Below are 21026 nucleotides of genomic sequence, written 5' to 3'. Positions count from 1 at the left end.
CCCCAACGGTATCAATGACGCTGCAGCCAGGCGGCGCCCAGCCTGTCCGCCGTCAGGATCGCCGCCTGCACGCCCGCAGGGGTGACCTTGAACGGCATGTTGTGAATGGTTTCGCCGGCGGCGCAACTGGCCTCGGCCACCGCCATCATCTTCGCCGTCGCGTCGCCGGTGACGCCCATCTGCGCCAGCGTGATCGGCAGGCCGATGTCATGGCAAAACGCCAACACGGTTTCAATCTGCGCCATCGGGCTGTTCTGCAATACCAGCTGCGCCAAGGTGCCGAACGCCACTTTTTCGCCGTGATACAGGTGGTGGCACTCTTCCAGCACGGTGAAACCGTTGTGAATGGCGTGCGCCGCCGCCAGCCCGCTACTCTCGAAGCCGATGCCGCTCAAATACGTATTGGCCTCAATGATGCGTTCCACCGCCTCCGTTACCACGCCGGCCTCGACCGCCAGCTTGGCCTTCACCCCTTCGGCCAGCAGCGTGTCATAGCACAGCCGCGCCAGACTGAGCGCCGCCAGCGTCGATTTGCCGCCGGCCATGCTGGTGGCCTGAGCGTCGAAGCAGGCCTGCGCCTCGAAATAGGTGGAAAGCGCGTCGCCCATGCCGGCCACCAGCAGGCGCACCGGCGCGTTGGCGATGATGGAACTGTCCATCACCACCATATCTGGGTTGCGCGGGTAGATCAGGTATTCGGCGAATTCGCCCTGTTCGGTGTAGAGAACCGACAGCGCGCTGGTCGGCGCATCGGTGGAAGCAATGGTGGGAATGAGCACCACCGGCAGCTGTTGGTAGTGGGCGACGGCCTTGGCGGTGTCGAGCGTCTTACCACCGCCGACGCCGATCACTCCGCGGCAACCGTGGGCCTGCAGCTCGCGGCCGAGCCGGTCTATCTCTTTGCGGCAGCACTCGCCGTTGAAGCGGGCCGCGTGATGTTTCACGCCGTGCTGCTGCAGGCTGCCCATTAGGGTGTCGCCCGCCAGCTGCATCACGAAGTCGTCGGCGATCACCAGGTAATGATCGGCGAGGGATTTGGCGTATTCGCCGACGACGGCTAGCGCATTGGCGCCCTGAATGTATTTACCTGGTGACTGGATGATTCTCAACATAACCGGATCCTTGTAGGGAGTTGGCGATGGTAACGTTCAGATATCAGGTGATGACGCGCCGACTTCGCCGTCGGCTTGTTGTTGTGCTTCGACTATGAGCGCCTGCCACCCGCCTGGCGAGCTTCGCGATTTTTGTTCCATTATGGAACATCATCATAGCGATAACGTTTCATGATGAAACGCCAACGCGCGTTTTTTCGCCGCGAAAGCGAACTGGCGCACACCCCAACGTATAACTGCGTAAAGAGTGGATACTACGGGCGTTTCAGCTTTAATTTTGACCATGTTTCCCCTATCCTTAGCGCCACTACTGGGAAAGGGCGAAAACAGCCCGCATGATGGGATTGATAACGATGAAACGGACAAAAAACATCAACCAAGAGACGTTCCGCAAATCCTGGCGCAGCTACCGTATCGCGCCCGTGGCTTTGGCGATCAGCGCCGTCTTTATGCTGGCCGGCTGCGAGAAGAGCGATGAAACGGTCTCCCTGTATCAGAATGCCGATGACTGTTCGCGCGCCAATCCTTCGATGAGCGAGCAGTGCACCACCTCCTACAACAACGCCCTGCAAGAAGCGGCGAAAACCGCGCCTAAATACGCCACCCGCGAAGACTGCGTCGCCGAGTTCGGCGAAGCGCAGTGCACCCAAGCGCCGGCACAGGCCGGCATGGCGGCGGAATCGCAAAGCAGCGGCAGCTTCTGGATGCCGCTGATGGCGGGCTACATGATGGGCCGCCTGATGGGCGGTTCCGGCTTCGCGCAACAGCCACTGTTCACTTCCAAGAACGCCGCCAGCCCGGCGAACGGCAAGTTTGTCGACGCCAGCGGCAAGAGCTACGGCCCGGCCACCGCCGGCGGCCGCACCATGACGGTGCCGAAAACCGCCATGGCGCCAAAGCCTGCGGTCACCAACACCGTGACCCGCGGTGGTTTCGGCGAGACCGTGGCCAAGCAGACCAGCATGCAGCGCAGCAGCGCCACTTCCAACTCCGGCTCTCGCAGCATGGGCGGTTGATGCATGAAACGTATTGCTATTACCGAGCGCCCGGACTGGCGTGAAAAAGCGACCGAGTTCGGTTTCCGTTTCCACACCATGTACGGCGAGCCGTACTGGTGTGAAGACGCCTATTACCAGTTCACGCTGGCGCAGATTGAAGAGATCGAAAACGCAACCGCCGAGCTGCACCAGATGTGCCTGCAGGTGGTGGAAAAGGTGGTCGGCAGCGATGAGCTGATGGCCAAGTTCTGCATTCCGAAACACACCTGGGAGTTCGTGCGCAGTTCCTGGCGCACCAACCAGCCGTCGCTGTATTCGCGTCTCGATCTGGCCTACGACGGCGTCAACCCGCCGAAGCTGCTGGAGAACAACGCCGATACGCCAACCTCGCTGTATGAGGCGGCCTTCTTCCAGTGGCTGTGGCTGGAAGACCAGATCAACGCCGGCAAGCTGGATCCGGAATCGGATCAGTACAACAGCCTGCAGGAGAAGCTGATCGAGCGTTTCGCCGAGCTGAAAGCGCATCACGGCTTCGGCCTGTTGCACCTGGCCTGCTGCCAGGACAGCGAAGAAGATCGCGGCACGGTGCAATATCTGCAGGACTGCGCGCAGGAAGCCGGTCTGCCGACCGAGTTCCTGTTCATGGAAGAGATTGGTCTTGGCGAGAAAGGTCAGTTCACCGATCTGCAGGATCAGGTGATCGGCAACCTGTTCAAGCTCTACCCGTGGGAATTCATGCTGCGCGAGATGTTCTCCACCAAGCTGGAAGACGCCGGCGTGCGTTGGCTGGAGCCGGCCTGGAAGAGCATCATCTCCAACAAGGCGCTGCTGCCGCTGCTGTGGGAAATGTTCCCTAACCACCCTAACCTGTTGCCGGCTTATTTCGCGCAAGACGATCATCCGCCGATGGATCATTACGTCACCAAACCGCTGTTCTCACGCGAAGGCGCCAATATTCAGATCGTCGAAAACGGTCAGGAAGTGGCGCGCGTCGATGGGCCATACGGCGAAGAAGGCATGATCGTGCAGCAGTTCCATCCGCTGCCGAAGTTCGAAGACAGCTACACGCTGATCGGCAGCTGGCTGGTGAACGATCAACCCTGCGGCATCGGCCTGCGCGAAGATCGCGAACTGATCACGCAGGATCTATCGCGCTTCTATCCGCACACCATCCTCGGCTGATCGCCCTGCTGAAGACAAAAACGCCAGTCTCTGACCGGCGTTTTTTCTTTACCCCACCTGCACCGACAGCATGCTCAGCGCCCCCATTTCGATACCGTCGATCGGCACGCTGATGGCCTCTTTTCCATCCCAGCCGCCGAGCACGTACAGCAACGGCAGATAGTGTTCCGGCGTCGGGTTTGACAACGCCGCGCCCTCATGGCGCATGAAATCCACCAGCGGGTGGTTGTCGCCCCGATAGCGCAGGTTATCCCGGACAAAGTTATTGAACGATTCCGCCCACGGGTAGGCGCTGGTATCGCCCTGCCATTTCACCATGCGCAGGTTGTGCACCACGTTGCCGCTGGCGACGATCATCACGCCCTCATCCCGCAGCGCCGCGAGTTTGCGGCCCAGCTCATAGTGGTAAGCCGCCGGCTGAGTGCCGTCGACGCTGAGCTGCACCACCGGGATATTGGCATTGGGATACATCTTGATCAATACGCCCCAGGTGCCGTGATCCAACCCCCACTCGCCGAGATCCGCCGTTACCGGCACCGGCGCCAGAATGTGCTGCAGCTGCGTGGCCAGCGCGGGAGAGCCCGGCGCCGGATAACGGGTATCAAACAGCGCCTGCGGGAACCCGCCGAAGTCGTGAATGGTTTTGGGTTTTTCCATCGCAGTGACCGCAGTGCCACGGGTATACCAATGCGCAGAAACCGCCACGATCGCCTTCGGCCGCGGCAATGACTCACCCAACGCACGCCATGCCCGGGTGTAACGGTTGTCTTCCAGCACGTTCATAGGGCTACCGTGGCCAAGAAACAGTGCCGGCATACGAGAGGTGTTCATAGTGGGATCCTCAGTTCAAATTGTGCTATGCCGCTACATTACGCGCTTTGACGCAGCAACACAGCCGGATAACCGTGATGAAGATATTCAATAAATTTGAAATAAAAGCCGGAAAAATAGACTGGCAAACAAAAAGTTAAAAAATGCATATTTTTCAAATAATTAATAATCAACGTGAATACCATGGCATTACTGCCACACAGATCTAATTTGTGAACAATTTATGTACTCTTTGTTAACGCGATCTATACACTCCTCCTTCAGTCGACAGGGTGTTGGCAGCCCGTCGGCGCTACGGGAATCACGTCTCACCAAGGAGGAATTCATGTTCAGACTCACACTGGCAACCCGCCTGGCGCTTTCCATGACCTTGTTCGCCACCGGGGCAGTCGCCGCCGGCGCGGTGGACAACGCGCCGCTGACGCAGCGCGAAGACCCTTACTTCCTTCAGGCGCAAGCCCAGCTGCAACAGCGGCTGAAGCAGACGCCAAACACCAACCGCGCCAAAAACGTCATTCTGGTGGTCGGTGACGGTATGGGATTTTCCACCGTGACCGCCGCCCGCATTTTTGAAGGGCAGCAGCGCGGCGTGGATGGCGAGTCCAACGTGCTGGCCTGGGAAGCCTTCCCCTATTTGGCGGCGGCCAAAACCTATTCCGCCGACGCCCAAATCACCGACTCCGCGCCCAGCGCGGTGGCAATGACCACCGGCGTCAAAACCATCAACGATCTGATGGGCCTCAACCATACGGCCACCCTCAACAATTGCGAGGATCAGCAAACCAAGGCCGTCACCACGCTCTGGGAGATGGCCGCAACGCTCGGCATGGCCACCGGCGCCGTGACAACCGCGACCATTACCCACGCCACGCCGGGCGCCACCTATGCCCATATCGCCAACCGCGACTGGGAGTCTGACGCCAAAATGCCGGCGGACGCCCTGGCCGCAGGCTGCCGCGACATCGCGCGCCAGCTGGTGGAAATGAAATACGGCAACGGCCTGAACGTGGCGATGGGCGGTGGGCGCGCCAACTTCCTGCCCGACAGCGTGAGCGATCCGGAATATCCCGGCAAAACAGGCGCCAGAAAGGATGGCCGCGACCTGACGCAGGCCTGGCTGCAGCGCTACGGCGAGCGTGGGCAATACGTATGGAATCAGGCACAGTTCGATAAAATCGAGCCGGGTAAGGTCGACCACCTGTTGGCCCTGTTCGAGCCATCACACATGAACTTCGAGCACGATCGACGGCAAGACGCGGCGGGAGAACCTTCACTGGCAGAGATGACCGGCAAGGCCATCGATATTCTGGCCAAGAACCCCGAAGGCTACCTGCTGCTGGTGGAGGGTGGACGCATCGATCACGGCAGCCACAACGGTAACGCCTACCGTACGCTGAGCGACGCGGTCGCCCTGAACGAGGCGGTGAAAACCATCGTCGGCAAGGTCAACCTGGACGAAACGCTGGTGATCGTGACCGGCGATCACAGCCACACGCTGACCATCGCCGGCTATGCCAAGCGCGGCAATCCTATCCTCGGCATTTCCGTCGGCGTCGACGATAAACCTCGGCTGGGCAGCGACGGCAAGCCCTACACCACCCTCGGTTTCGCCAACGGCCCCGGCGGCGCGATCCCGCTGACCAAGCGCCCGGCATTGACCATGGAGCAAACCACCGCGCCCGACTTTATTCAGCCGGCACTGGTGCCGCTGAAAAGCGAGACGCACGGCGGGGAAGATCTCGGCATCTACGCCATCGGCCCCTGGGCGCATCTGTTCCAGGGTACGGTTGAGGAGAACTACACCTTCCACGTGATGAATTACGCCAGCCGCATCGGCGAACGCCTGTCAAAGCGGTAGCCACAAAAAAAGCCGCGTTACGCGGCTTTTTTATCGTTGAAAGCGGCCGGCTATCAGCTGGCTTTTTTCTCGTGCGCCTGGCGGTAGGCCACCAGATCTTCGATGGTCAGCACTACCATGTCGTGCTGTTTGGCGAAGGTAATCACTTCCGGTGCATGCGCCATGCTGCCATCGTCGTTGGTCAGTTCACACAGCACGCCGGCAGGTTTGAAACCGGCCATGGAGACCAGATCGATGGTCGCTTCGGTGTGGCCGCGACGGCTCAGCACGCCGCCCGGCTGCGCACGCAGCGGGAACACGTGGCCCGGACGGTTCAGGTCGCTCGGCTTGGCGCTGTCTGCCACCGCCGCGCGGATGGTGGTCAGGCGATCGGAAGCGGAAACCCCGGTGGTCACGCCCTGCGCCGCTTCGATGGTCACGGTGAAGGCGGTCTGGAACTGGCTGGAGTTGTTGGTCACCATCATCGGCAGCTCAAGCTGCTGACGGCGTTCTTCGGTGATGCACAGGCACACGATACCGCTGCCGTGGCGAATGGTCAGCGCCATCTGCTCAACGGTCATGGTTTCCGCGGCGAAGATCATGTCACCTTCGTTTTCACGATTTTCATCATCGAGCACCATTACGCCGCGCCCGTTGCGCAGTGCGTCAATCGCGCGTTCAACGCGTTCTGTCGGCGTGCCGAAGTCTGAAAGTAGCGTCTGATTCATGGTAAAAAACCTCATTAAAAATTATGGATTACCAGAACCAGGGCGATCTTGAGGAGTAGCTAGCAATAGCTAAAAAAATAACGCAAGCGGGCGCATGCCCGGCAGATACCGTTACTCTCTCCCATCCGGACTATAACCGTCGGCCCCGGAATTACACCGGATCTGCTGACCTCTAACCGGCCTTTACAGGCTGGCTGAGCGCTCGCGGGCTTTCACCGTAGAAGGTGATTTACCGCCGGTGGGGACTTTCACCCCGCCCTGAGAATAAGCAAGATGACTATAACGCTAATGGATAGACAGGGCAATTGGCAAAAGCACAATTCGGCCACGCGCGGCGAATGCGCTTAATGGTGTTTATCCGGCGGGCAACTCGCATTACACTAAGCGGCAGCTATTAAACTCTGAAAGGGATACGCCATGATTGACCCGAAAAAAATCGAACAAATCGCACGCCAGGTTCATGAGTCCATGCCTAAAGGCGTTCGTGAATTCGGGGAAGACGTTGAGAAAAAAATCCGTCAGGTCCTGCAATCGCAGTTGACCCGCCTGGATTTGGTTAACCGCGAAGAGTTCGACGTGCAGACTCAGGTGCTGTTGCGCACCCGCGAGAAGCTGGCGCTGTTGGAACAGCGCATGGCCGAGCTGGAAAGCAAACTGAGCACGGCGCCGGCAGCCAAGCAGGAAGACGAATAATTTCCGCCAAGGGCGCGCACCTGTATGAACCGCGCGCCCTTGTTCTTTAGATTACCCGGCGTTAGCCGCGCCCGTCTTTAATCGCTTTGATGATGTTGGTGGTCGACAGGCCGTCTTCAAAGTTCAACACTTTGACATCGCCGCCGTTGGCCCACACTTCCGCACTGCCGGCAATCTCTTCCGGTTTGTAATCGCCGCCTTTCACCAGCAGATCCGGCAGAATGTCGGCGATCAAGCGCTGCGGCGTGTCCTCTTCGAACGGCACCACCCAATCCACCGCTTCCAGCGCGCCCAGTACAATCATGCGGTTCTCCAGCGCGTTGACCGGGCGTGTTTCCCCTTTCAGGCGCTTGGTCGACGCATCGCTGTTCACCGCCACGATCAGGCGATCGCCCAGCTTGCGGGCGTTGGCCAGATAAGAGACGTGGCCGGCATGCAAAATGTCGAAGATGCCGTTGGTCATCACCACTTTTTCGCCGCGCTGACGCGCCTGCGCGACGGCATGCTTCAACTGCGCTTCGGTCATCACGCCAAAACCGGTTTCGGCGCGGCCACGCACCGCGTTTTCCAGCTCGATCGGTGACACGGTGGAGGTACCGAGCTTGCCCACCACCACGCCGGCGGCAGCGTTGGCCAGGAAACAGGACTCTTCCAGCGAGTTACCGGCGGCCAGCGAGGCGGCCAGCACACCGATCACGGTGTCGCCGGCGCCGGTCACATCAAACACTTCCTGCGCCTGGGTCGGCAAGTGCAGCGGTTCAACGCCCGGCTGCAACAGCGTCATGCCGTGTTCTGAACGGGTAACCAGCAGCGCCGACAGCTCGAAATCCGCCACCAGCTTCATACCGCGTTCCACCAGTTCCGCTTCATCCTTGCAGTGGCCCACCACCGCTTCGAACTCGGACAGGTTCGGCGTCAGCAGCGTCGCGCCGCGATAGCGCTCGAAATCGGACCCTTTCGGATCGATCAGCACCGGCACCTTGGCGGCGCGCGCCAGTTGGATCATGCCCTGCACCTGGCTGAGCGCGCCCTTGGCGTAATCGGACAGCACCAGCGCGCCGATCTGCGGCAGCGCCTGCTGAATACGCTCCAGCATCGGCTGTGGATCAACGTTGGAGAAGCCTTCTTCGAAGTCGAGACGGATCAGTTGCTGGTTGCGGGACAGCACGCGCAGCTTGGTGATGGTCGGATGGGTCGGCACCGAGACGAAGTCGCAGCGCACGTTGACTTCATTCAGCTTGGCGCTCAGCGCCCGCGCCGCATCGTCGATGCCGGTCAGGCCCACCAGACGGGAAGTGGCGCCCAGCGAAGCGATGTTCATCGCCACGTTAGCCGCGCCGCCGGGACGCTCTTCGATGGTATCGACCTTGACCACCGGCACCGGGGCTTCCGGTGAAATGCGGCTGGTCGGCCCATACCAATAGCGATCCAACATGACGTCACCGACCACCAGCACACCGGCGCGGCGAAAATCAGGCAGCGTAACTTTCATCCGATAACTCCAAAAAAGAACAAAATTTTAGTGGCGCAGATATTACCACAGACCGCCGGAATACCCGCAAAAAGGTATTAATCCAGCCATTTGGCCCAGCTGGCGCGTACCTGTTCGCGCTCGGCGGCAAACAGCCCGCTGCCGACCTTGCCGGAATGTTCCTGCAGCGCCAGGTGGTGGATCTCGTCGCGCATGGTGACATAGGCCTGGGTCAGCGCGCGCGCTTCCTCTTCCGGCATGATGTCGTAATTGGCCATCAGCTCGAAGATGCGCACGTTGTCCGACCAACGCGTCAGGCGCGGTTCACCCGGCGCATAGCGTAAGACCAGATATTGGGCGATAAATTCGATGTCGGTTATGCCGCCCTCATCGGTTTTGATATCAAACAGATCGCGCTGCTTGCTGCCGAGATGGTTGCGCATCTTTTCGCGCATCTCGCGCACTTCGCGCTTCAGGGTCTGCGCATCGCGCGTTTTGCACAGGATCTCGCGCCGGATTGCGTCAAACTGCTGATGCAGCGCCGGATCACCATGCACGATGCGCGCACGCACCAGGGCCTGATGCTCCCAGGTCCAGGCTTCGTTTTGCTGGTAGTCGGCGAACGCTTCGACGGTGCTGACCAGCATCCCCGCCGCACCGGAAGGCCGCAGACGCGCGTCAACCTCATACAGAATGCCGGAGGAGGTGCGGGTGCTGAACAGATGCATCACCCGCTGTGCCAGCCGCAGGTAGAACTGACGGCCGTCGATGCAGCGATCGCCGTCGGTCATCACTTCCGGCGGGCAATCCAACAGGAACACCAGATCGAGGTCGGAACTGTACCCCAGCTCCCAACCGCCCAGCTTGCCGTAGCCGATCACCGCAAAGCCGCGCCCTTCGCGTTCCTGCAGATGGGTCGGCTGGCCGTAACGCGCCACCATGTCGCTCCAGGCCTGTTGCACCACCGCGTCGATGATCGCCTCCGCCAAATAAGTCAGGTGATCGCTCACTTTCATCACCGGCAGCGCGCCGGCGATATCCGCAGCGGCGATGCGCAGCTGCTGCGCCTGCTTGAACTGGCGCAGCGCCTCCAGCTTTTGCTCTTCGTCGTCTTCCGGCACCCGCAGCAGATACTGGCGCAGTTCGCTGCGGTAGGCGTCCAGCGCCACCGGCTGATACAGCGTGGCCGGATCCAGCAGCTCGTCCAGCAGCAGCGGGTAACGCGACAGCTGGTTGGCAACCATCGGCGACGCGGCGCACAGGCGGATCAGATGGCTGAGCGCCGCGTGGTACTCCACCAACAATTCGAGGTAGGTGGTGCGGGTGACGATGCTGAGCAGCAGCTGCGCCAGCCGCACCAGCGCGGTCGGCGCGTCCTGCCGCGGGCATACCTCCGCCAGCAGGCGCGGCATCAGCTGATCGAGCACGTCGCGGCCGCGCGGGCCGATGGTGCGCTTGTCGACGTCGTGACGAAAATCGGCGATGGTGCGCAGCATCTGTCGGCGCCCCTCTTCATCGAGGTGCGGCGTCAGCGGCGCCAGCTCGTTCTCCTCCAGCGCGTCCTGCCACAGGCTGTGGTAGTGCTGGTAATCGGGATCTTCGCCGACATCCGGGCTATCGTCGCCGATCAGGTCGTCGAACACCGCGCGCACCGCCTGCATGTGCGCGTCCAGCGCCGCCATCAGCGCCGGCCAATCCGCCAATCCCATACCGTAGGCCAACCGCGCCTGATCGAGTGCCTCCTGCGGCAGCGTCTGGGTTTGCTGATCGCCGATCGCCTGCAGCAAGTTCTCCAACCGCCGCAGGAACAGGTAGGCGGCGCTCAGCGCCCGTACCTGCTCGGCCTCCAGCAGCCCCAGCTCACCCACCGCCTGCAGCGTCGGCAGCAGCGAACGCCCCTGCAGCGCCGGCTCGCGGCCGCCGCGGATCAGCTGGAATACCTGGGTAATGAATTCGATTTCGCGAATGCCGCCGGCGCCCAGCTTGATGTTGTCCTTCAGGCCGCGACGCCGTACTTCACGGGCGATCATGCCCTTCATGTTGCGCAGCGACTGGATGACGCTGAAATCGATATAGCGGCGGAACACGAACGGCCGCAGGGTTTTGCGCAGCTCCTGGCTGTAGGCGTCTTCCGCCCCGCCCATCAGGCGCGCCTTCACCATCGCATAGCGCTCCCAGTCGCGCCCCTGCTCCTGATAATAATCTTCCAGCGCCGCGAAGCTCATCACCAACGGGCCGCTGTCGCCGAACGGCCGCAGCCGCATGTCGACGCGATAGACGAAGCCGTCGATGGTCTGTTGATCCAGCGCCTTGATCAGCCGCTGGCCGAGGCGGGTGAAGAACTGGGCATTGTCCAACTCGCGCCTTCCGCCCTGGGTCTGGCCGTTTTCCGGGTAGGCGAAGATCAGATCGATATCCGACGAGAAATTCAGCTCGCCGCCGCCCAGCTTGCCCATGCCGAGGATCAGCAGCGGCTGCGGTTCGCCAGCGGCGTTGCACGGCGTGCCCCACTCGCGGCAGCAGGTTTGGTACAGCCAGTCGCGTGCGCTGACGATCAGCGTCTCCGCCAGCCCGCTCAGCTGCAGCAGCGTTTCTTCGGTCGAACACAGCCCCTGCGCCTGCGCCCAGGCGATACGCACCAGCGTCTCGCGGCGAAACAGGCGCAGCGTGCGCATCAGCTGCGCTTCGTCGTGCACCTCTTCCAGCTCGTCCTGCAGCCAGGCGGCATAGTGTTGCCACTCGCCGGGCGCCGGCGGCTGCTCGCGCAGCGTCGCGAGCCAGGCCGGCTGGGCGAGCAGCGCGTCGCTGACGAAGTCGCTCGACGCCAGCACCCACTGCTCCTGCTCGCTAAAGGCGCTGTCCGCGCCGTGAACTTCCTGAAAACGCTGCACAACCTGCTGTGCCTGAGCCTGTAACGCGGCTGAAAGTGGCGACATAGTGTATGACCCGTTCTGCGGCCCACGGCTGGCGGGCCGACTGGATTAACGAAGCGCGCCGTTTAACCAGAATGGCGCATGCGATAAGGCCTGTTTGCGGCTGGCTTCATACCAGCCCTGGCGGCGCTCGCTCAGCGCCGCCTGCAACTCGCGCCAGGCGTCGATATAAGGCCCGGTCTGCTCGTCGGGGTAAGCGCCCGACAGCAGGATCAGCGCCGAAATCTGACGCGTCAGGCGCGGCAATTGTTCCTGATATTCATCTTCGTTCAGCGTACGGCTGAAGGCTTCTTTCAGCTCCGCGCCGCTGCGCCCCAGCATGATGTCGCTAAAGCGTTTGAAAGAACCGTCCAGCTTGGTCTGCCCTTTGGCATCGATAAACGGCCTCCAGGCGCCGCTCACCAGCCATGATGTGAGCGCCAACTTACATTGCAGGTAAGCTGTGCTGTAGCACAGAGTCTCTGGTTGCGCGGCTTTATCCGCCAACAATGGTTCGAGTTCGGTCAGACGGGCGCGCAGATCGGCGCTGGCCTTGCGCGGCACCAGGCCGCCGAAGATCACCAGCGCCTGGCGGATCGTGCCGACCGCTTCGATGACCGCCCCGCGCGCCTGCGCGTCGCCGCGCAGCCACAGCTCTTCATGGTACTGCCAGTGGTTCAGCGCCAGTTCGAAGGCGGCGATCATCCCCTGCTCCACGGTCGCCTTCGCCGCCGGCTTCAGCACCTGCAGCGAGCGCACCTCGCGCGGCGGATTGCCCTGCGCCAGGTGGTAACCACGCGCCGCCTTGCTCAGGCTGCCCTGACGCAGCCCATCGTGCGCCGCCAGCTCACCGGCCAATGCCAGCAGATCGGCGGTGTTGCCTTTCAGCAACTCCAGTTCTATCTCGCTCAGGGCTTCGCTGAGATCACCGGCGCGCACCTCACCCTGATCCAGGCCAATCTCTATCTCACTTTGGCCGTAAGTAACCACCCACTTCTCACGCACAAAATCGGTACGGAACAGCGGTTGCAACGCCTGCTGCAGCGCCGCGATATCGCAATCCTGCGGCCAGATGTCGGCAGGAAACTGCGCCAGCGCCAGCTGCGGTTCGGCGATGGCGACATTGTATTCCGGGCGCTGGTGCAGGCCGGCCACCACTTTACCGGCGGTTTTGATGGTCATCTCATAGCGATCGTCGAAACCGCGAATGCGCAGCCCCATGTCGTGACGGCGCAGGAAGTTGTCGGCCGTTTCGAAGTAAATGTTGGTCAGCTTTTGCGGCGCGGAATGCTGATGCGGCCAGGCGGCGAGCCAGTGTGGCAGAGCGGCCACCGCTTGCGGCGCGGCGATGAATTTCAGTTCAATTTCAACGGTCATAATTCTTTAACACCAATAAGTTACGCATTCGCGTCGGTTTCAGCGCGGCGCGCTCGGCCCGCCGTATGCTGCCCACTGACGCACAGTTGCCGTTATCTTACCGCGATTCCCGGCGCCTTAACCCTGCTAACTGTAGAAAAAACCTGTTACGTTATAAAACGCTGCGCAACTCACAGAATCAGCCACAGTAAGATAGTTCTCATTCCGGTTTTGGCGTTGCGTCGTCAGACTGAACCCTCTACTATCGTTCCATAAATTCACCCAGAAACGATGAACTAATGCAGAAATTACGCCTGATTTTCCTTGCCGCGCTGAGCTTCAGCATCACTTGGGCCGCACATGCCGAAGATAAACGCTATATCTCCGATGAGTTAAGCACTTACGTCCATAGCGGCCCAGGTAATCAGTACCGTATTGTCGGCACTCTGAACGCCGGTGAAGAAGTGACCCTGCTGAGCGTCAACGACAGCACCAATTACGGCCAGATCCGCGATCCCAAAGGCCGCACCACCTGGATCCCGCTCGATCAGCTCAGCCAGACGCCAAGCCTGCGCACCCGCGTGCCCGAGCTGGAACAGCAGGTGAAAACCCTGACCGACAAACTGGCCAACATCGATAACACCTGGAACCAGCGCACCTCGGAAATGCAGGAGAAAGTCGCGGGCAGCGACAGCACCATCAGCAGCCTGCAGAAGGAAAACCAGGATCTGAAAAACCAGCTGGTGGTCGCGCAGAAGAAGGTCAACGCCGTTAACCTGCAGCTCGACGACAAGCAGCGCACCATTATCCTGCAGTGGTTCATGTACGGCGGCGGCGTTGCTGGCGTCGGTTTGCTGTTGGGCCTGCTGTTGCCGCACCTGATCCCGCGCCGCAAGAACAACAATCGCTGGATGAACTGATCTCAGTATCGTTCAGTTTGAGTATGGGCGCCTGCGGGCGCCCTTTTCATTGGTGCCGACATCCCGCGGGCAATTCATGTAATCTGATAGACAGAGCCTTACACGATATTCAGGAGTCAACAGTGCAGATTTATCTGGTCGGCGGCGCCGTTCGCGACAGCCTGCTCAATATTCCGGTGGTCGATCATGATTGGGTGGTAGTGGGCGCCACGCCGGCAGAGCTGCTGGCATTGGGTTACCAACAGGTCGGCAAAGATTTCCCGGTGTTCCTCAACCCCGATTCTCATGAGGAATACGCGCTGGCGCGCACCGAGCGCAAATCCGGCCAAGGGTACACCGGTTTTACCTGCTATGCCGCGCCGGACGTCACGCTGGAGGAAGATCTGCTGCGGCGCGATCTGACCATCAACGCCATCGCCCGTTCCGCCGAAGGGGAGCTGATTGACCCTTACGGCGGCGTGGCCGATCTGCAGGCGCGCGTGCTGCGCCACGTTTCCGACGCGTTCGGCGAAGATCCGCTGCGAGTACTGCGCGTGGCGCGTTTCAATGCCCGCTTCGCCCACCTGGGTTTTCGCATCGCCGACGAAACGCTGGCCCTGATGCGCCAAATGGCGCACGGCGGTGAACTGGCTGCGCTGACCGCCGAACGCGTCTGGAAGGAAACCGAAAAGGCGCTGCAAAGCCAGAGCCCGCAGGTCTATTTTCAGGTGCTGCGCGATTGCGATGCGCTGGCGGTGCTGTTCCCGGAAATCGACGCGCTGTTCGGCGTGCCGGCCCCCGCCAAGTGGCACCCGGAGATCGACACCGGCGTGCACACGCTGATGGCGCTGGCGATTGCCGCCCGCCTCACGCCGGAGGTGGACGTGCGCTTCGCCACCCTGTGCCATGACCTCGGCAAAGGGTTGACGCCAAAAGAGTTCTGGCCGCATCACCACGGCCACGGCCCGGCGGGCGTACGGCTGGTCGAGGCGCTGTGCCAGCGGCTGCGGGTGCCTAACCCGGTGCGCGATCTGAGCAAGCTGGTGGCCGAGTACCATGATCTGATCCACACCGTGAACAAGCTGCGGCCGGAGACCCTATTGAAGCTGTTCGACGCCATCGACGTCTGGCGCAAGCCCCAGAGGCTGGAGCAGATGATCCTGACCAGCGAAGCGGACGCGCGCGGACGCACCGGCTTTGAGAAGAATCCCTATCCGCAGGGCGACTATCTGCGCCAGGCGTATCAGGTGGCGAACGCGGTATCGATTAAAGAGGTGGTAGCCAGCGGGCTGCAGGGCACCGCGATCCGCGACGAGCTCAAACGCCGCCGCCAGCAGGCGCTGGCCGAGTGGAAGCTCTCCCAAACGATTATCAACGATCAGGCATAAAAAAACCCCGCAGAGCGGGGTTTTTTCTTGGTATCGGGCTTACAGGAACACCATGTAAACCACGGCCGCCACGATAAAGCGGTAGATGGCGAACGGCACGAACGAGATGCGTTTGATCAGCGACAGGAAGGTCTTGATCGCAATCAGCGCCACCACGAAGGCAGTAACGAAGCCGACGGCGAACATCGGCAGATCGCCCCAGGTCAGGAAGTGCAGGCTCTTGTACAGATCCAGGCCGCTGGCGCCAATCATCATCGGCACCGCCAAAATGAAGGAGAACTCGGACGCCGCATAGCGGTTCACGCCCACCAGCATACCGCCGGCGATAGTGGAACCCGAACGGGAGAAGCCCGGCCACAGCGCCAGGCACTGGAAGCAGCCGATCATGAACGCCTGGCGGTAGGTGATGTCATCCAGCCCTTCCGCGCTCGGTTTCTTCGGCTTCAGCCATTCCGCCGCCAGCAGCAGCAGACCGCCGACCACCAACGCATACATCACGTTTTTCGGCGCGAACAGCGACTTGATGAAATCATGGAAGGCCAGGCCCAGCACCACCGCCGGGATCATCGCCAGCAGGATGTGCCCCAGCTTCAGCTGACCGCTGGTTTTACCCTCGTGCTCCACCGGCTTGCCGCCGAAATGGATGCCGATCAGGCCGAACAACCTGCGCCAGAACATCACGACGACGGCCAGGATCGACCCCAGCTGGATGATGACTTCAAAGGTTTTGGCTTTGTCGCCGGTAAAGCCCAGCCACTCGCCAACGATAATCATATGCCCGGTGGAAGACACCGGCAGAAATTCGGTTAACCCCTCGACAACCCCAAGAACAAACGCAATAAACAGTGAATGCATGTCAGCCATGTGCTTCGCTCACCCTATAAAATAACGGCTATCACATAAAAAAGCGGCAATGCTTAAAGACAATGCCGCTAAAACAATTCTCAGGATTAAGACCAGCTTAACGGTCTTTCGTTGCAAGCAGATGACATAAAATCATGCGGGACGAGTGCCGCGCTCAATGATCACGCCGACCCGATTGGCATGTGCTACAGCGCCCGGTTTGCTGACCTTAATACGGACCCACGGGGAATTGAAGCGTTGAAGCAAAATTTCAGATATTTCCTCCGCCACGCGTTCCACCAGGGCGAAGCGGTTCGACTCCACGTGTTGGATCACGGCATCGCTGACGTCGGCATAGCTCAGACAGTCAGTTACGTCGTCGCTGGCGGCGGCCGGCCGGTTATCCCAGCCCATTTCGATATCGAACACCAGCTTCTGACGAATGCCCTGTTCCCACTCATAAACGCCAATGGTGGTAATTACGGTAAGCTCTTCAATAAATACGATATCCATCACGTCATTCTCTGTTTTTGGCCTTGCCGGATACCACTTCCAGCGGAATGTGCGTATTATCCATAGATGTTGCGAGTAAAACGACCATTATTAAACGGAACCGCGTTATGAGTGCTACCGCGCTTGGCATGATTATCTTCGCGTATCTGTGCGGCTCGATTTCGAGCGCGATCCTGGTTTGCCGGATCGCCAGGCTGCCGGACCCGCGTGAGCATGGCTCAGGAAATCCCGGGGCGACCAACGTCCTGCGCATCGGCGGCCGGCTGGCGGCAGCGGCGGTGCTGGTGTTCGATATTCTGAAAGGGATGTTGCCGGTCTGGCTGGCCTACAAACTCGATGTACCGCCGCTGTACCTCGGCCTGACGGCGATCGCCGCCTGTCTGGGGCACATCTATCCGGTGTTCTTCCACTTCCGCGGCGGTAAAGGCGTGGCGACGGCGTTTGGCGCCATCGCGCCTATCGGCTGGGATCTGACCGGCCTGATGACCGGCACCTGGCTGTTGACGGTGCTGCTCAGCGGCTACTCTTCGCTCGGCGCCATCGTCAGCGCGCTTATCGCCCCGTTCTACGTCTGGTGGTTCAAACCGCAGTTCACCTTCCCGGTAGCGATGCTCTCCTGCCTGATCCTGATGCGGCATCACGACAATATCCAGCGCCTGTGGCGCGGCCAGGAAGGCAAGATTTGGGGCAAGTTCCGCAAGAAGAAAAACGACGCGGATGAGGATAACGGCGACCAGCCGAAAGACGAATAACAGAAGGGCCGGATTATCCGGCCCTTTGCTTTATACCGCAGGCAGTTCCGCCAGCGGCCAGCGCGGCCGCACCGACACGCTCAGCTCCGGGTTGGCGCCGCTCTTCAGCCGCACCATGCCGGCATAGGCGATCATCGCGCCGTTGTCGGTGCAAAATTCCGGGCGGGCATAGAACACTTCCCCGCCGCGTTTCTGCATCATCTCCGCCAGCTTGGCACGCAATGTGCGGTTGGCGCTCACGCCGCCGGCCATCACCAGGCGTTTGAAGCCGGTTTGCTCGAGGGCACGTTTGCATTTGATCGCCAGCGTATCCACCACCGCATCCTCGAAGGCGCGGGCGATGTCGGCACGCGTCTGATCGTCGTTGCCGTTGGAGCGAATGGTGTTGGCGGCGAAGGTTTTCAGGCCGGAGAAGCTGAAGTCCAGCCCCGGACGATCGGTCATCGGCCGCGGGAAGGTGAAACGCCCCGCCGTGCCCTGCTGCGCCATCTTCGACAGCATCGGCCCGCCGGGATAATCCAGGCCGAGCAGCTTGGCGGTTTTGTCGAACGCTTCGCCGGCGGCATCGTCGATCGACTCGCCCAGCTGTTCATATTCACCGATGCCGGTGACGCTGATCAGCTGAGTGTGGCCGCCGGAGACCAGCAGCGCGACGAACGGGAACGCCGGCGGGTTATCTTCCAGCATCGGCGCCAGCAGGTGGCCTTCCATGTGGTGCACCGGTACCGCCGGCACGTTCCAGGCGAACGCCAGCGCACGCCCGACGGTAGCGCCGACCAGCAGCGCGCCTACCAGGCCCGGCCCGGCGGTATAAGCCACGCCGTCGATATCGGCCGGGGTCAGGTTGGCCTCTTTCAGCGCCGCCTGAATCAGCGGCACGGTTTTGCGCACGTGATCGCGGGAGGCCAGTTCCGGCACCACGCCGCCGTAGTCGGCGTGCAGCTTCACCTGGCTGTATAATTGGTTGGCCAACAAACCGGTTTGATCGTCATACACTGCAATTCCGGTTTCATCGCAGGACGTTTCTATACCCAGTACTCGCATTACATTTCCCATCATTCACGTGCGGCCGCCAGTCTACCACATTCCGCCGCATTTACCGCCGATGCGGCGCATCTTGTCACCGGCTTGCGCCTATGTCGATGATTCATCCAGAAAATGCCCGAGCGATTAAACACGAGCATTTTTTTCTGATTAGTCTATAATCAGCGCCCGGTGCAAAATTGCGCACGTTGCGGCAGAGCGACGCGGGTTTCAATTTGCGGTGATGCTTTACAAAGCAGCATCCATTGGAGTAAAATTCCGCACCATTTTGAAAAGGCTGGCGCTTGGCCAGCAGCAAACCGAATTTTATTGAGGTGAGAGGCACATGCCGGTAATTAAAGTACGTGAAAACGAGCCATTTGACGTTGCTCTGCGTCGTTTCAAACGCTCTTGCGAAAAAGCGGGTGTTTTAGCTGAAGTTCGTCGTCGTGAGTTTTATGAAAAACCAACTACCGAACGTAAACGCGCTAAAGCTTCTGCTGTGAAACGTCACGCGAAGAAACTGGCTCGCGAAAACGCACGCCGCACTCGTCTGTATTAATTCTTCGGGGGCAACCCCACCGCGTGAATTTCTGATTTTCAAAATCGCGCAGACCGAGTAGTTGCATACGAAGGCCGTGCTTTCCGAAAGGAATGCGCGGCTTGTTCTCGTTTATAGGCTAATGAAGTAAGGGCTTATGGCTGGACGAATTCCGCGCGTATTTATCAATGACTTGCTGGCTCGCACCGACATCGTCGATTTGATCGACGCCCGAGTGAAGCTCAAGAAGCAAGGCAAGAACTACCACGCGTGCTGTCCGTTCCACCACGAAAAGACGCCTTCATTTACCGTTAATGGCGAAAAGCAGTTTTATCACTGTTTTGGGTGTGGTGCGCACGGCAACGCCGTCGACTTTTTGATGAATTACGACCGACTCGAGTTTGTCGAAACCATCGAAGAGCTGGCGACCATGCACGGGTTGGAAGTGCCTTACGAAGCGGGCACCGGGCCGACCCAGATCGAACGCCATCAGCGCCAGAGCCTATACCAACTGATGGAACAGCTCAGCGCGTTCTATCAACAGTCACTGCAGCAGTCCTCCGGGGCGCCGGCGCGCAGCTATTTGCAGCAGCGCGGATTAAGTGACGACGTTATTCGCCATTTCGCCATCGGCTTCGCGCCGGCGGGATGGGACAACGCCCTGAAGCGTTTCGGCCGCGACGCCGACTCGCGCCGCGCATTGAACGATGCCGGCATGCTGGTGACTAACGATCAGGGGCGTTCGTACGACCGTTTCCGCGAACGGGTGATGTTCCCCATCCGCGACAAGCGCGGACGCGTCATCGCCTTCGGCGGCCGCGTGCTGGGCGACGGCATGCCCAAGTACCTGAACTCGCCGGAAACCGAAGTTTTCCATAAGGGCCGCCAGCTGTATGGCCTGTATGAAGCACAGCAGAATCACCCTACCCTGCAGCGGCTGCTGGTGGTGGAAGGGTATATGGACGTGGTGGCGTTGGCGCAATTCGGCATCGATTATGCCGTCGCCTCGCTCGGAACCTCGACGACGGCTGAACACATTCAGCTGCTGTTCCGCGCCACCGACAACGTCGTCTGCTGTTACGACGGCGACCGCGCCGGCCGCGAAGCGGCCTGGCGGGCGCTGGAAACCGCGCTGCCGTACCTGAACGACGGGCGCCAGCTGCGGTTCATGTTTTTGCCCGATGGCGAAGACCCGGACACCCTGGTGCGCAAGGAAGGCAAAGAAGCCTTCGAACAGCGAATGGAGCAGGCGCAGCCGCTGTCCACTTTCCTGTTCGAAAGCCTGCTGCCGCAGGTGGATTTGAGCAGCCCGGACGGGCGCGCCAAGCTGAGCACGCTGGCGCTGCCGCTGATTACTCAGGTGCCGGGCGAAACGTTGCGCTTGTACCTGCGTCAGGAGCTCGGCAACAAGCTGGGGCTGCTGGACGACAGCCAGCTCGACAAGCTGATGCCCAAGCAGGCTGAAAATGCGAATCCTTATCAGGCGCCCCAGCTAAAACGCACAACCATGCGTATACTGATAGGGTTACTGGTGCAAAATCCGCAGTTGGCTACACTTATCCCTTCGCTGGAAGGGTTGGAGCAGACCAAACAGGCGGGATTGCCGCTGTTCGTCGAACTGGTGCAGACCTGTTTGGCGCAGCCGGGCCTGACAACCGGGCAATTGCTGGAGCTGTATCGCGACAACAAATTCAGCCAGCAGCTTGAAACCTTGGCGACCTGGAACCATATGATCGTTGAGGACATGGTCGAACAGACCTTTTTGGATACGTTGGCCAGCCTGTACGACTCGGTGCTCGAGCAACGGCTGGAAACGCTGATCGCGCAGGCCAGAACGCGCGGCCTGAGCCCGGAGGAACGTGAAGAAGTCCGTTCCCTCAACCAGGTTTTAGCGAAGAAAAACTGAATACCAAACGGCTTAAGTGCCGATAATTGCGAGGGCAGAGC

At 60.4% G+C, this 21026-nt stretch carries 18 protein-coding genes and 1 riboswitch; of the genes, 9 read left to right on the top strand and 9 right to left on the bottom strand.

The genetic code is table 11. The features are described 5' to 3' along the window. Positions 1–11 precede the first annotated feature (11 nt). Entirely contained in the window at positions 12–1112 is a 1101-nt protein-coding gene (locus tag RE418_RS09405; protein ID WP_049296259.1) for a glycerol dehydrogenase, read from the bottom strand. Between the two features lie 353 nt (positions 1113–1465). Here RE418_RS09405 and RE418_RS09400 point away from each other — a divergent pair, with 353 nt between their 5' ends. Further along, the gene (locus RE418_RS09400) at positions 1466–2128 is read left to right on the top strand and encodes a DUF1190 family protein (RefSeq protein ID WP_164097514.1); all 663 of its coding nucleotides are present in this window, start codon (positions 1466–1468) and stop codon (positions 2126–2128) included. A 3-nt stretch (positions 2129–2131) separates the two neighbouring features. Continuing rightward, on the top strand, positions 2132–3292 hold the full coding sequence (locus tag RE418_RS09395) for a glutathionylspermidine synthase family protein (RefSeq protein ID WP_025304316.1): 1161 nt from the start codon (positions 2132–2134) through the stop codon (positions 3290–3292). Positions 3293–3340: 48 nt separating this feature from the next. On the opposite strand, the gene ygiD is transcribed toward RE418_RS09395, so the two are convergent. Then, positions 3341–4123, bottom strand: coding sequence for a 4,5-DOPA dioxygenase extradiol (gene ygiD / locus RE418_RS09390; protein WP_260515681.1), 783 nt, complete (start codon positions 4121–4123; stop codon positions 3341–3343). A 325-nt stretch (positions 4124–4448) separates the two neighbouring features. On the opposite strand from ygiD, the gene RE418_RS09385 reads away from it, so the two are divergent. Then, positions 4449–5981 carry an alkaline phosphatase gene (locus tag RE418_RS09385; RefSeq protein WP_399676108.1) on the top strand — a complete coding sequence of 511 codons (1533 nt, stop codon included), beginning with the start codon at positions 4449–4451 and terminating at the stop codon, positions 5979–5981. Positions 5982–6034: 53 nt separating this feature from the next. Here the strand turns inward: RE418_RS09385 and ribB are convergent, their stop codons facing one another. Next, complete coding sequence (gene ribB / locus RE418_RS09380; RefSeq protein WP_004937218.1) at positions 6035–6688, bottom strand: 3,4-dihydroxy-2-butanone-4-phosphate synthase; 654 nt, start codon at positions 6686–6688, stop codon at positions 6035–6037. Between the two features lie 109 nt (positions 6689–6797). Then, a riboswitch (FMN riboswitch) is annotated at positions 6798–6958 on the bottom strand. A gap of 147 nt (positions 6959–7105) precedes the next feature. On the opposite strand from ribB, the gene RE418_RS09375 reads away from it, so the two are divergent. Next, positions 7106–7381 carry an accessory factor UbiK family protein gene (locus tag RE418_RS09375; RefSeq protein ID WP_025304319.1) on the top strand — a complete coding sequence of 92 codons (276 nt, stop codon included), beginning with the start codon at positions 7106–7108 and terminating at the stop codon, positions 7379–7381. 61 nt (positions 7382–7442) lie between these two features. On the opposite strand, the gene hldE is transcribed toward RE418_RS09375, so the two are convergent. The 3 genes from hldE to RE418_RS09360 form a co-directional block, all read right to left on the bottom strand. Further along, complete coding sequence (gene hldE, locus RE418_RS09370) at positions 7443–8873, bottom strand: bifunctional D-glycero-beta-D-manno-heptose-7-phosphate kinase/D-glycero-beta-D-manno-heptose 1-phosphate adenylyltransferase HldE (RefSeq protein ID WP_019453075.1); 1431 nt, start codon at positions 8871–8873, stop codon at positions 7443–7445. A 77-nt stretch (positions 8874–8950) separates the two neighbouring features. Beyond that, positions 8951–11788 (bottom strand): bifunctional [glutamate--ammonia ligase]-adenylyl-L-tyrosine phosphorylase/[glutamate--ammonia-ligase] adenylyltransferase, encoded by a 2838-nt coding sequence (gene glnE, locus RE418_RS09365; protein ID WP_025304320.1) that lies wholly within the window; start codon positions 11786–11788, stop codon positions 8951–8953. 45 nt (positions 11789–11833) lie between these two features. Next, a complete protein-coding gene (locus RE418_RS09360) occupies positions 11834–13141 on the bottom strand; it encodes an inorganic triphosphatase (protein WP_025304321.1) in 1308 nt (435 codons plus the stop codon). A 278-nt stretch (positions 13142–13419) separates the two neighbouring features. Between RE418_RS09360 and RE418_RS09355 the strand changes: the two genes are divergently transcribed. After that, positions 13420–14040, top strand: coding sequence for a TIGR04211 family SH3 domain-containing protein (locus RE418_RS09355; protein WP_016930153.1), 621 nt, complete (start codon positions 13420–13422; stop codon positions 14038–14040). Between the two features lie 122 nt (positions 14041–14162). Then, complete coding sequence (locus RE418_RS09350; protein WP_025304322.1) at positions 14163–15407, top strand: multifunctional CCA addition/repair protein; 1245 nt, start codon at positions 14163–14165, stop codon at positions 15405–15407. 39 nt (positions 15408–15446) lie between these two features. Here the strand turns inward: RE418_RS09350 and bacA are convergent, their stop codons facing one another. After that, on the bottom strand, positions 15447–16271 hold the full coding sequence (bacA, locus tag RE418_RS09345) for an undecaprenyl-diphosphate phosphatase (RefSeq protein ID WP_004937204.1): 825 nt from the start codon (positions 16269–16271) through the stop codon (positions 15447–15449). Positions 16272–16403: 132 nt separating this feature from the next. Next, a complete protein-coding gene (folB, locus tag RE418_RS09340; RefSeq protein ID WP_004937203.1) occupies positions 16404–16763 on the bottom strand; it encodes a bifunctional dihydroneopterin aldolase/7,8-dihydroneopterin epimerase in 360 nt (119 codons plus the stop codon). 107 nt (positions 16764–16870) lie between these two features. Here folB and plsY point away from each other — a divergent pair, with 107 nt between their 5' ends. Next, positions 16871–17515: a glycerol-3-phosphate 1-O-acyltransferase PlsY gene (gene plsY, locus RE418_RS09335; RefSeq protein WP_025304323.1), complete on the top strand. Its 645-nt coding sequence runs from the start codon at positions 16871–16873 to the stop codon at positions 17513–17515. A 30-nt stretch (positions 17516–17545) separates the two neighbouring features. Here plsY and tsaD read toward each other — a convergent pair whose 3' ends face one another. Continuing rightward, on the bottom strand, positions 17546–18559 hold the full coding sequence (tsaD, locus tag RE418_RS09330; RefSeq protein WP_089181361.1) for a tRNA (adenosine(37)-N6)-threonylcarbamoyltransferase complex transferase subunit TsaD: 1014 nt from the start codon (positions 18557–18559) through the stop codon (positions 17546–17548). 325 nt (positions 18560–18884) lie between these two features. Between tsaD and rpsU the strand changes: the two genes are divergently transcribed. Both rpsU and dnaG read left to right on the top strand, forming a co-directional pair. Beyond that, positions 18885–19100: a 30S ribosomal protein S21 gene (gene rpsU, locus RE418_RS09325; protein WP_001144069.1), complete on the top strand. Its 216-nt coding sequence runs from the start codon at positions 18885–18887 to the stop codon at positions 19098–19100. A 136-nt stretch (positions 19101–19236) separates the two neighbouring features. Continuing rightward, positions 19237–20985 carry a DNA primase gene (gene dnaG, locus RE418_RS09320; RefSeq protein WP_025304325.1) on the top strand — a complete coding sequence of 583 codons (1749 nt, stop codon included), beginning with the start codon at positions 19237–19239 and terminating at the stop codon, positions 20983–20985. Positions 20986–21026 lie beyond the last annotated feature (41 nt).

Origin of the sequence: Serratia sp. szju (assembly GCF_044594185.1) — a bacterium.
In the GTDB taxonomy this organism is placed as follows: Bacteria; Pseudomonadota; Gammaproteobacteria; order Enterobacterales; family Enterobacteriaceae; genus Serratia; species Serratia bockelmannii.
This window is presented reverse-complemented; position numbering and strand designations above follow the sequence as displayed.

Excerpts from the sequence above, each read along its gene's own strand:
- RE418_RS09375 (WP_025304319.1), top strand. The coding sequence starts at position 7,106 with ATGATTGACCCGAAAAAAATCGAACAAATCGCACGCCAGGTTCATGAG.
- RE418_RS09355 (WP_016930153.1), top strand. The coding sequence starts at position 13,420 with ATGCAGAAATTACGCCTGATTTTCCTTGCCGCGCTGAGCTTCAGCATC.
- RE418_RS09395 (WP_025304316.1), top strand. The coding sequence starts at position 2,132 with ATGAAACGTATTGCTATTACCGAGCGCCCGGACTGGCGTGAAAAAGCG.
- glnE (WP_025304320.1), bottom strand. The coding sequence starts at position 11,788 with ATGTCGCCACTTTCAGCCGCGTTACAGGCTCAGGCACAGCAGGTTGTG.
- plsY (WP_025304323.1), top strand. The coding sequence starts at position 16,871 with ATGAGTGCTACCGCGCTTGGCATGATTATCTTCGCGTATCTGTGCGGC.
- ygiD (WP_260515681.1), bottom strand. The coding sequence starts at position 4,123 with ATGAACACCTCTCGTATGCCGGCACTGTTTCTTGGCCACGGTAGCCCT.
- RE418_RS09360 (WP_025304321.1), bottom strand. The coding sequence starts at position 13,141 with ATGACCGTTGAAATTGAACTGAAATTCATCGCCGCGCCGCAAGCGGTG.
- dnaG (WP_025304325.1), top strand. The coding sequence starts at position 19,237 with ATGGCTGGACGAATTCCGCGCGTATTTATCAATGACTTGCTGGCTCGC.
- rpsU (WP_001144069.1), top strand. The coding sequence starts at position 18,885 with ATGCCGGTAATTAAAGTACGTGAAAACGAGCCATTTGACGTTGCTCTG.
- bacA (WP_004937204.1), bottom strand. The coding sequence starts at position 16,271 with ATGGCTGACATGCATTCACTGTTTATTGCGTTTGTTCTTGGGGTTGTC.
- tsaD (WP_089181361.1), bottom strand. The coding sequence starts at position 18,559 with ATGCGAGTACTGGGTATAGAAACGTCCTGCGATGAAACCGGAATTGCA.
- RE418_RS09400 (WP_164097514.1), top strand. The coding sequence starts at position 1,466 with ATGAAACGGACAAAAAACATCAACCAAGAGACGTTCCGCAAATCCTGG.
- RE418_RS09405 (WP_049296259.1), bottom strand. The coding sequence starts at position 1,112 with ATGTTGAGAATCATCCAGTCACCAGGTAAATACATTCAGGGCGCCAAT.
- hldE (WP_019453075.1), bottom strand. The coding sequence starts at position 8,873 with ATGAAAGTTACGCTGCCTGATTTTCGCCGCGCCGGTGTGCTGGTGGTC.
- RE418_RS09385 (WP_399676108.1), top strand. The coding sequence starts at position 4,449 with ATGTTCAGACTCACACTGGCAACCCGCCTGGCGCTTTCCATGACCTTG.
- ribB (WP_004937218.1), bottom strand. The coding sequence starts at position 6,688 with ATGAATCAGACGCTACTTTCAGACTTCGGCACGCCGACAGAACGCGTT.
- folB (WP_004937203.1), bottom strand. The coding sequence starts at position 16,763 with ATGGATATCGTATTTATTGAAGAGCTTACCGTAATTACCACCATTGGC.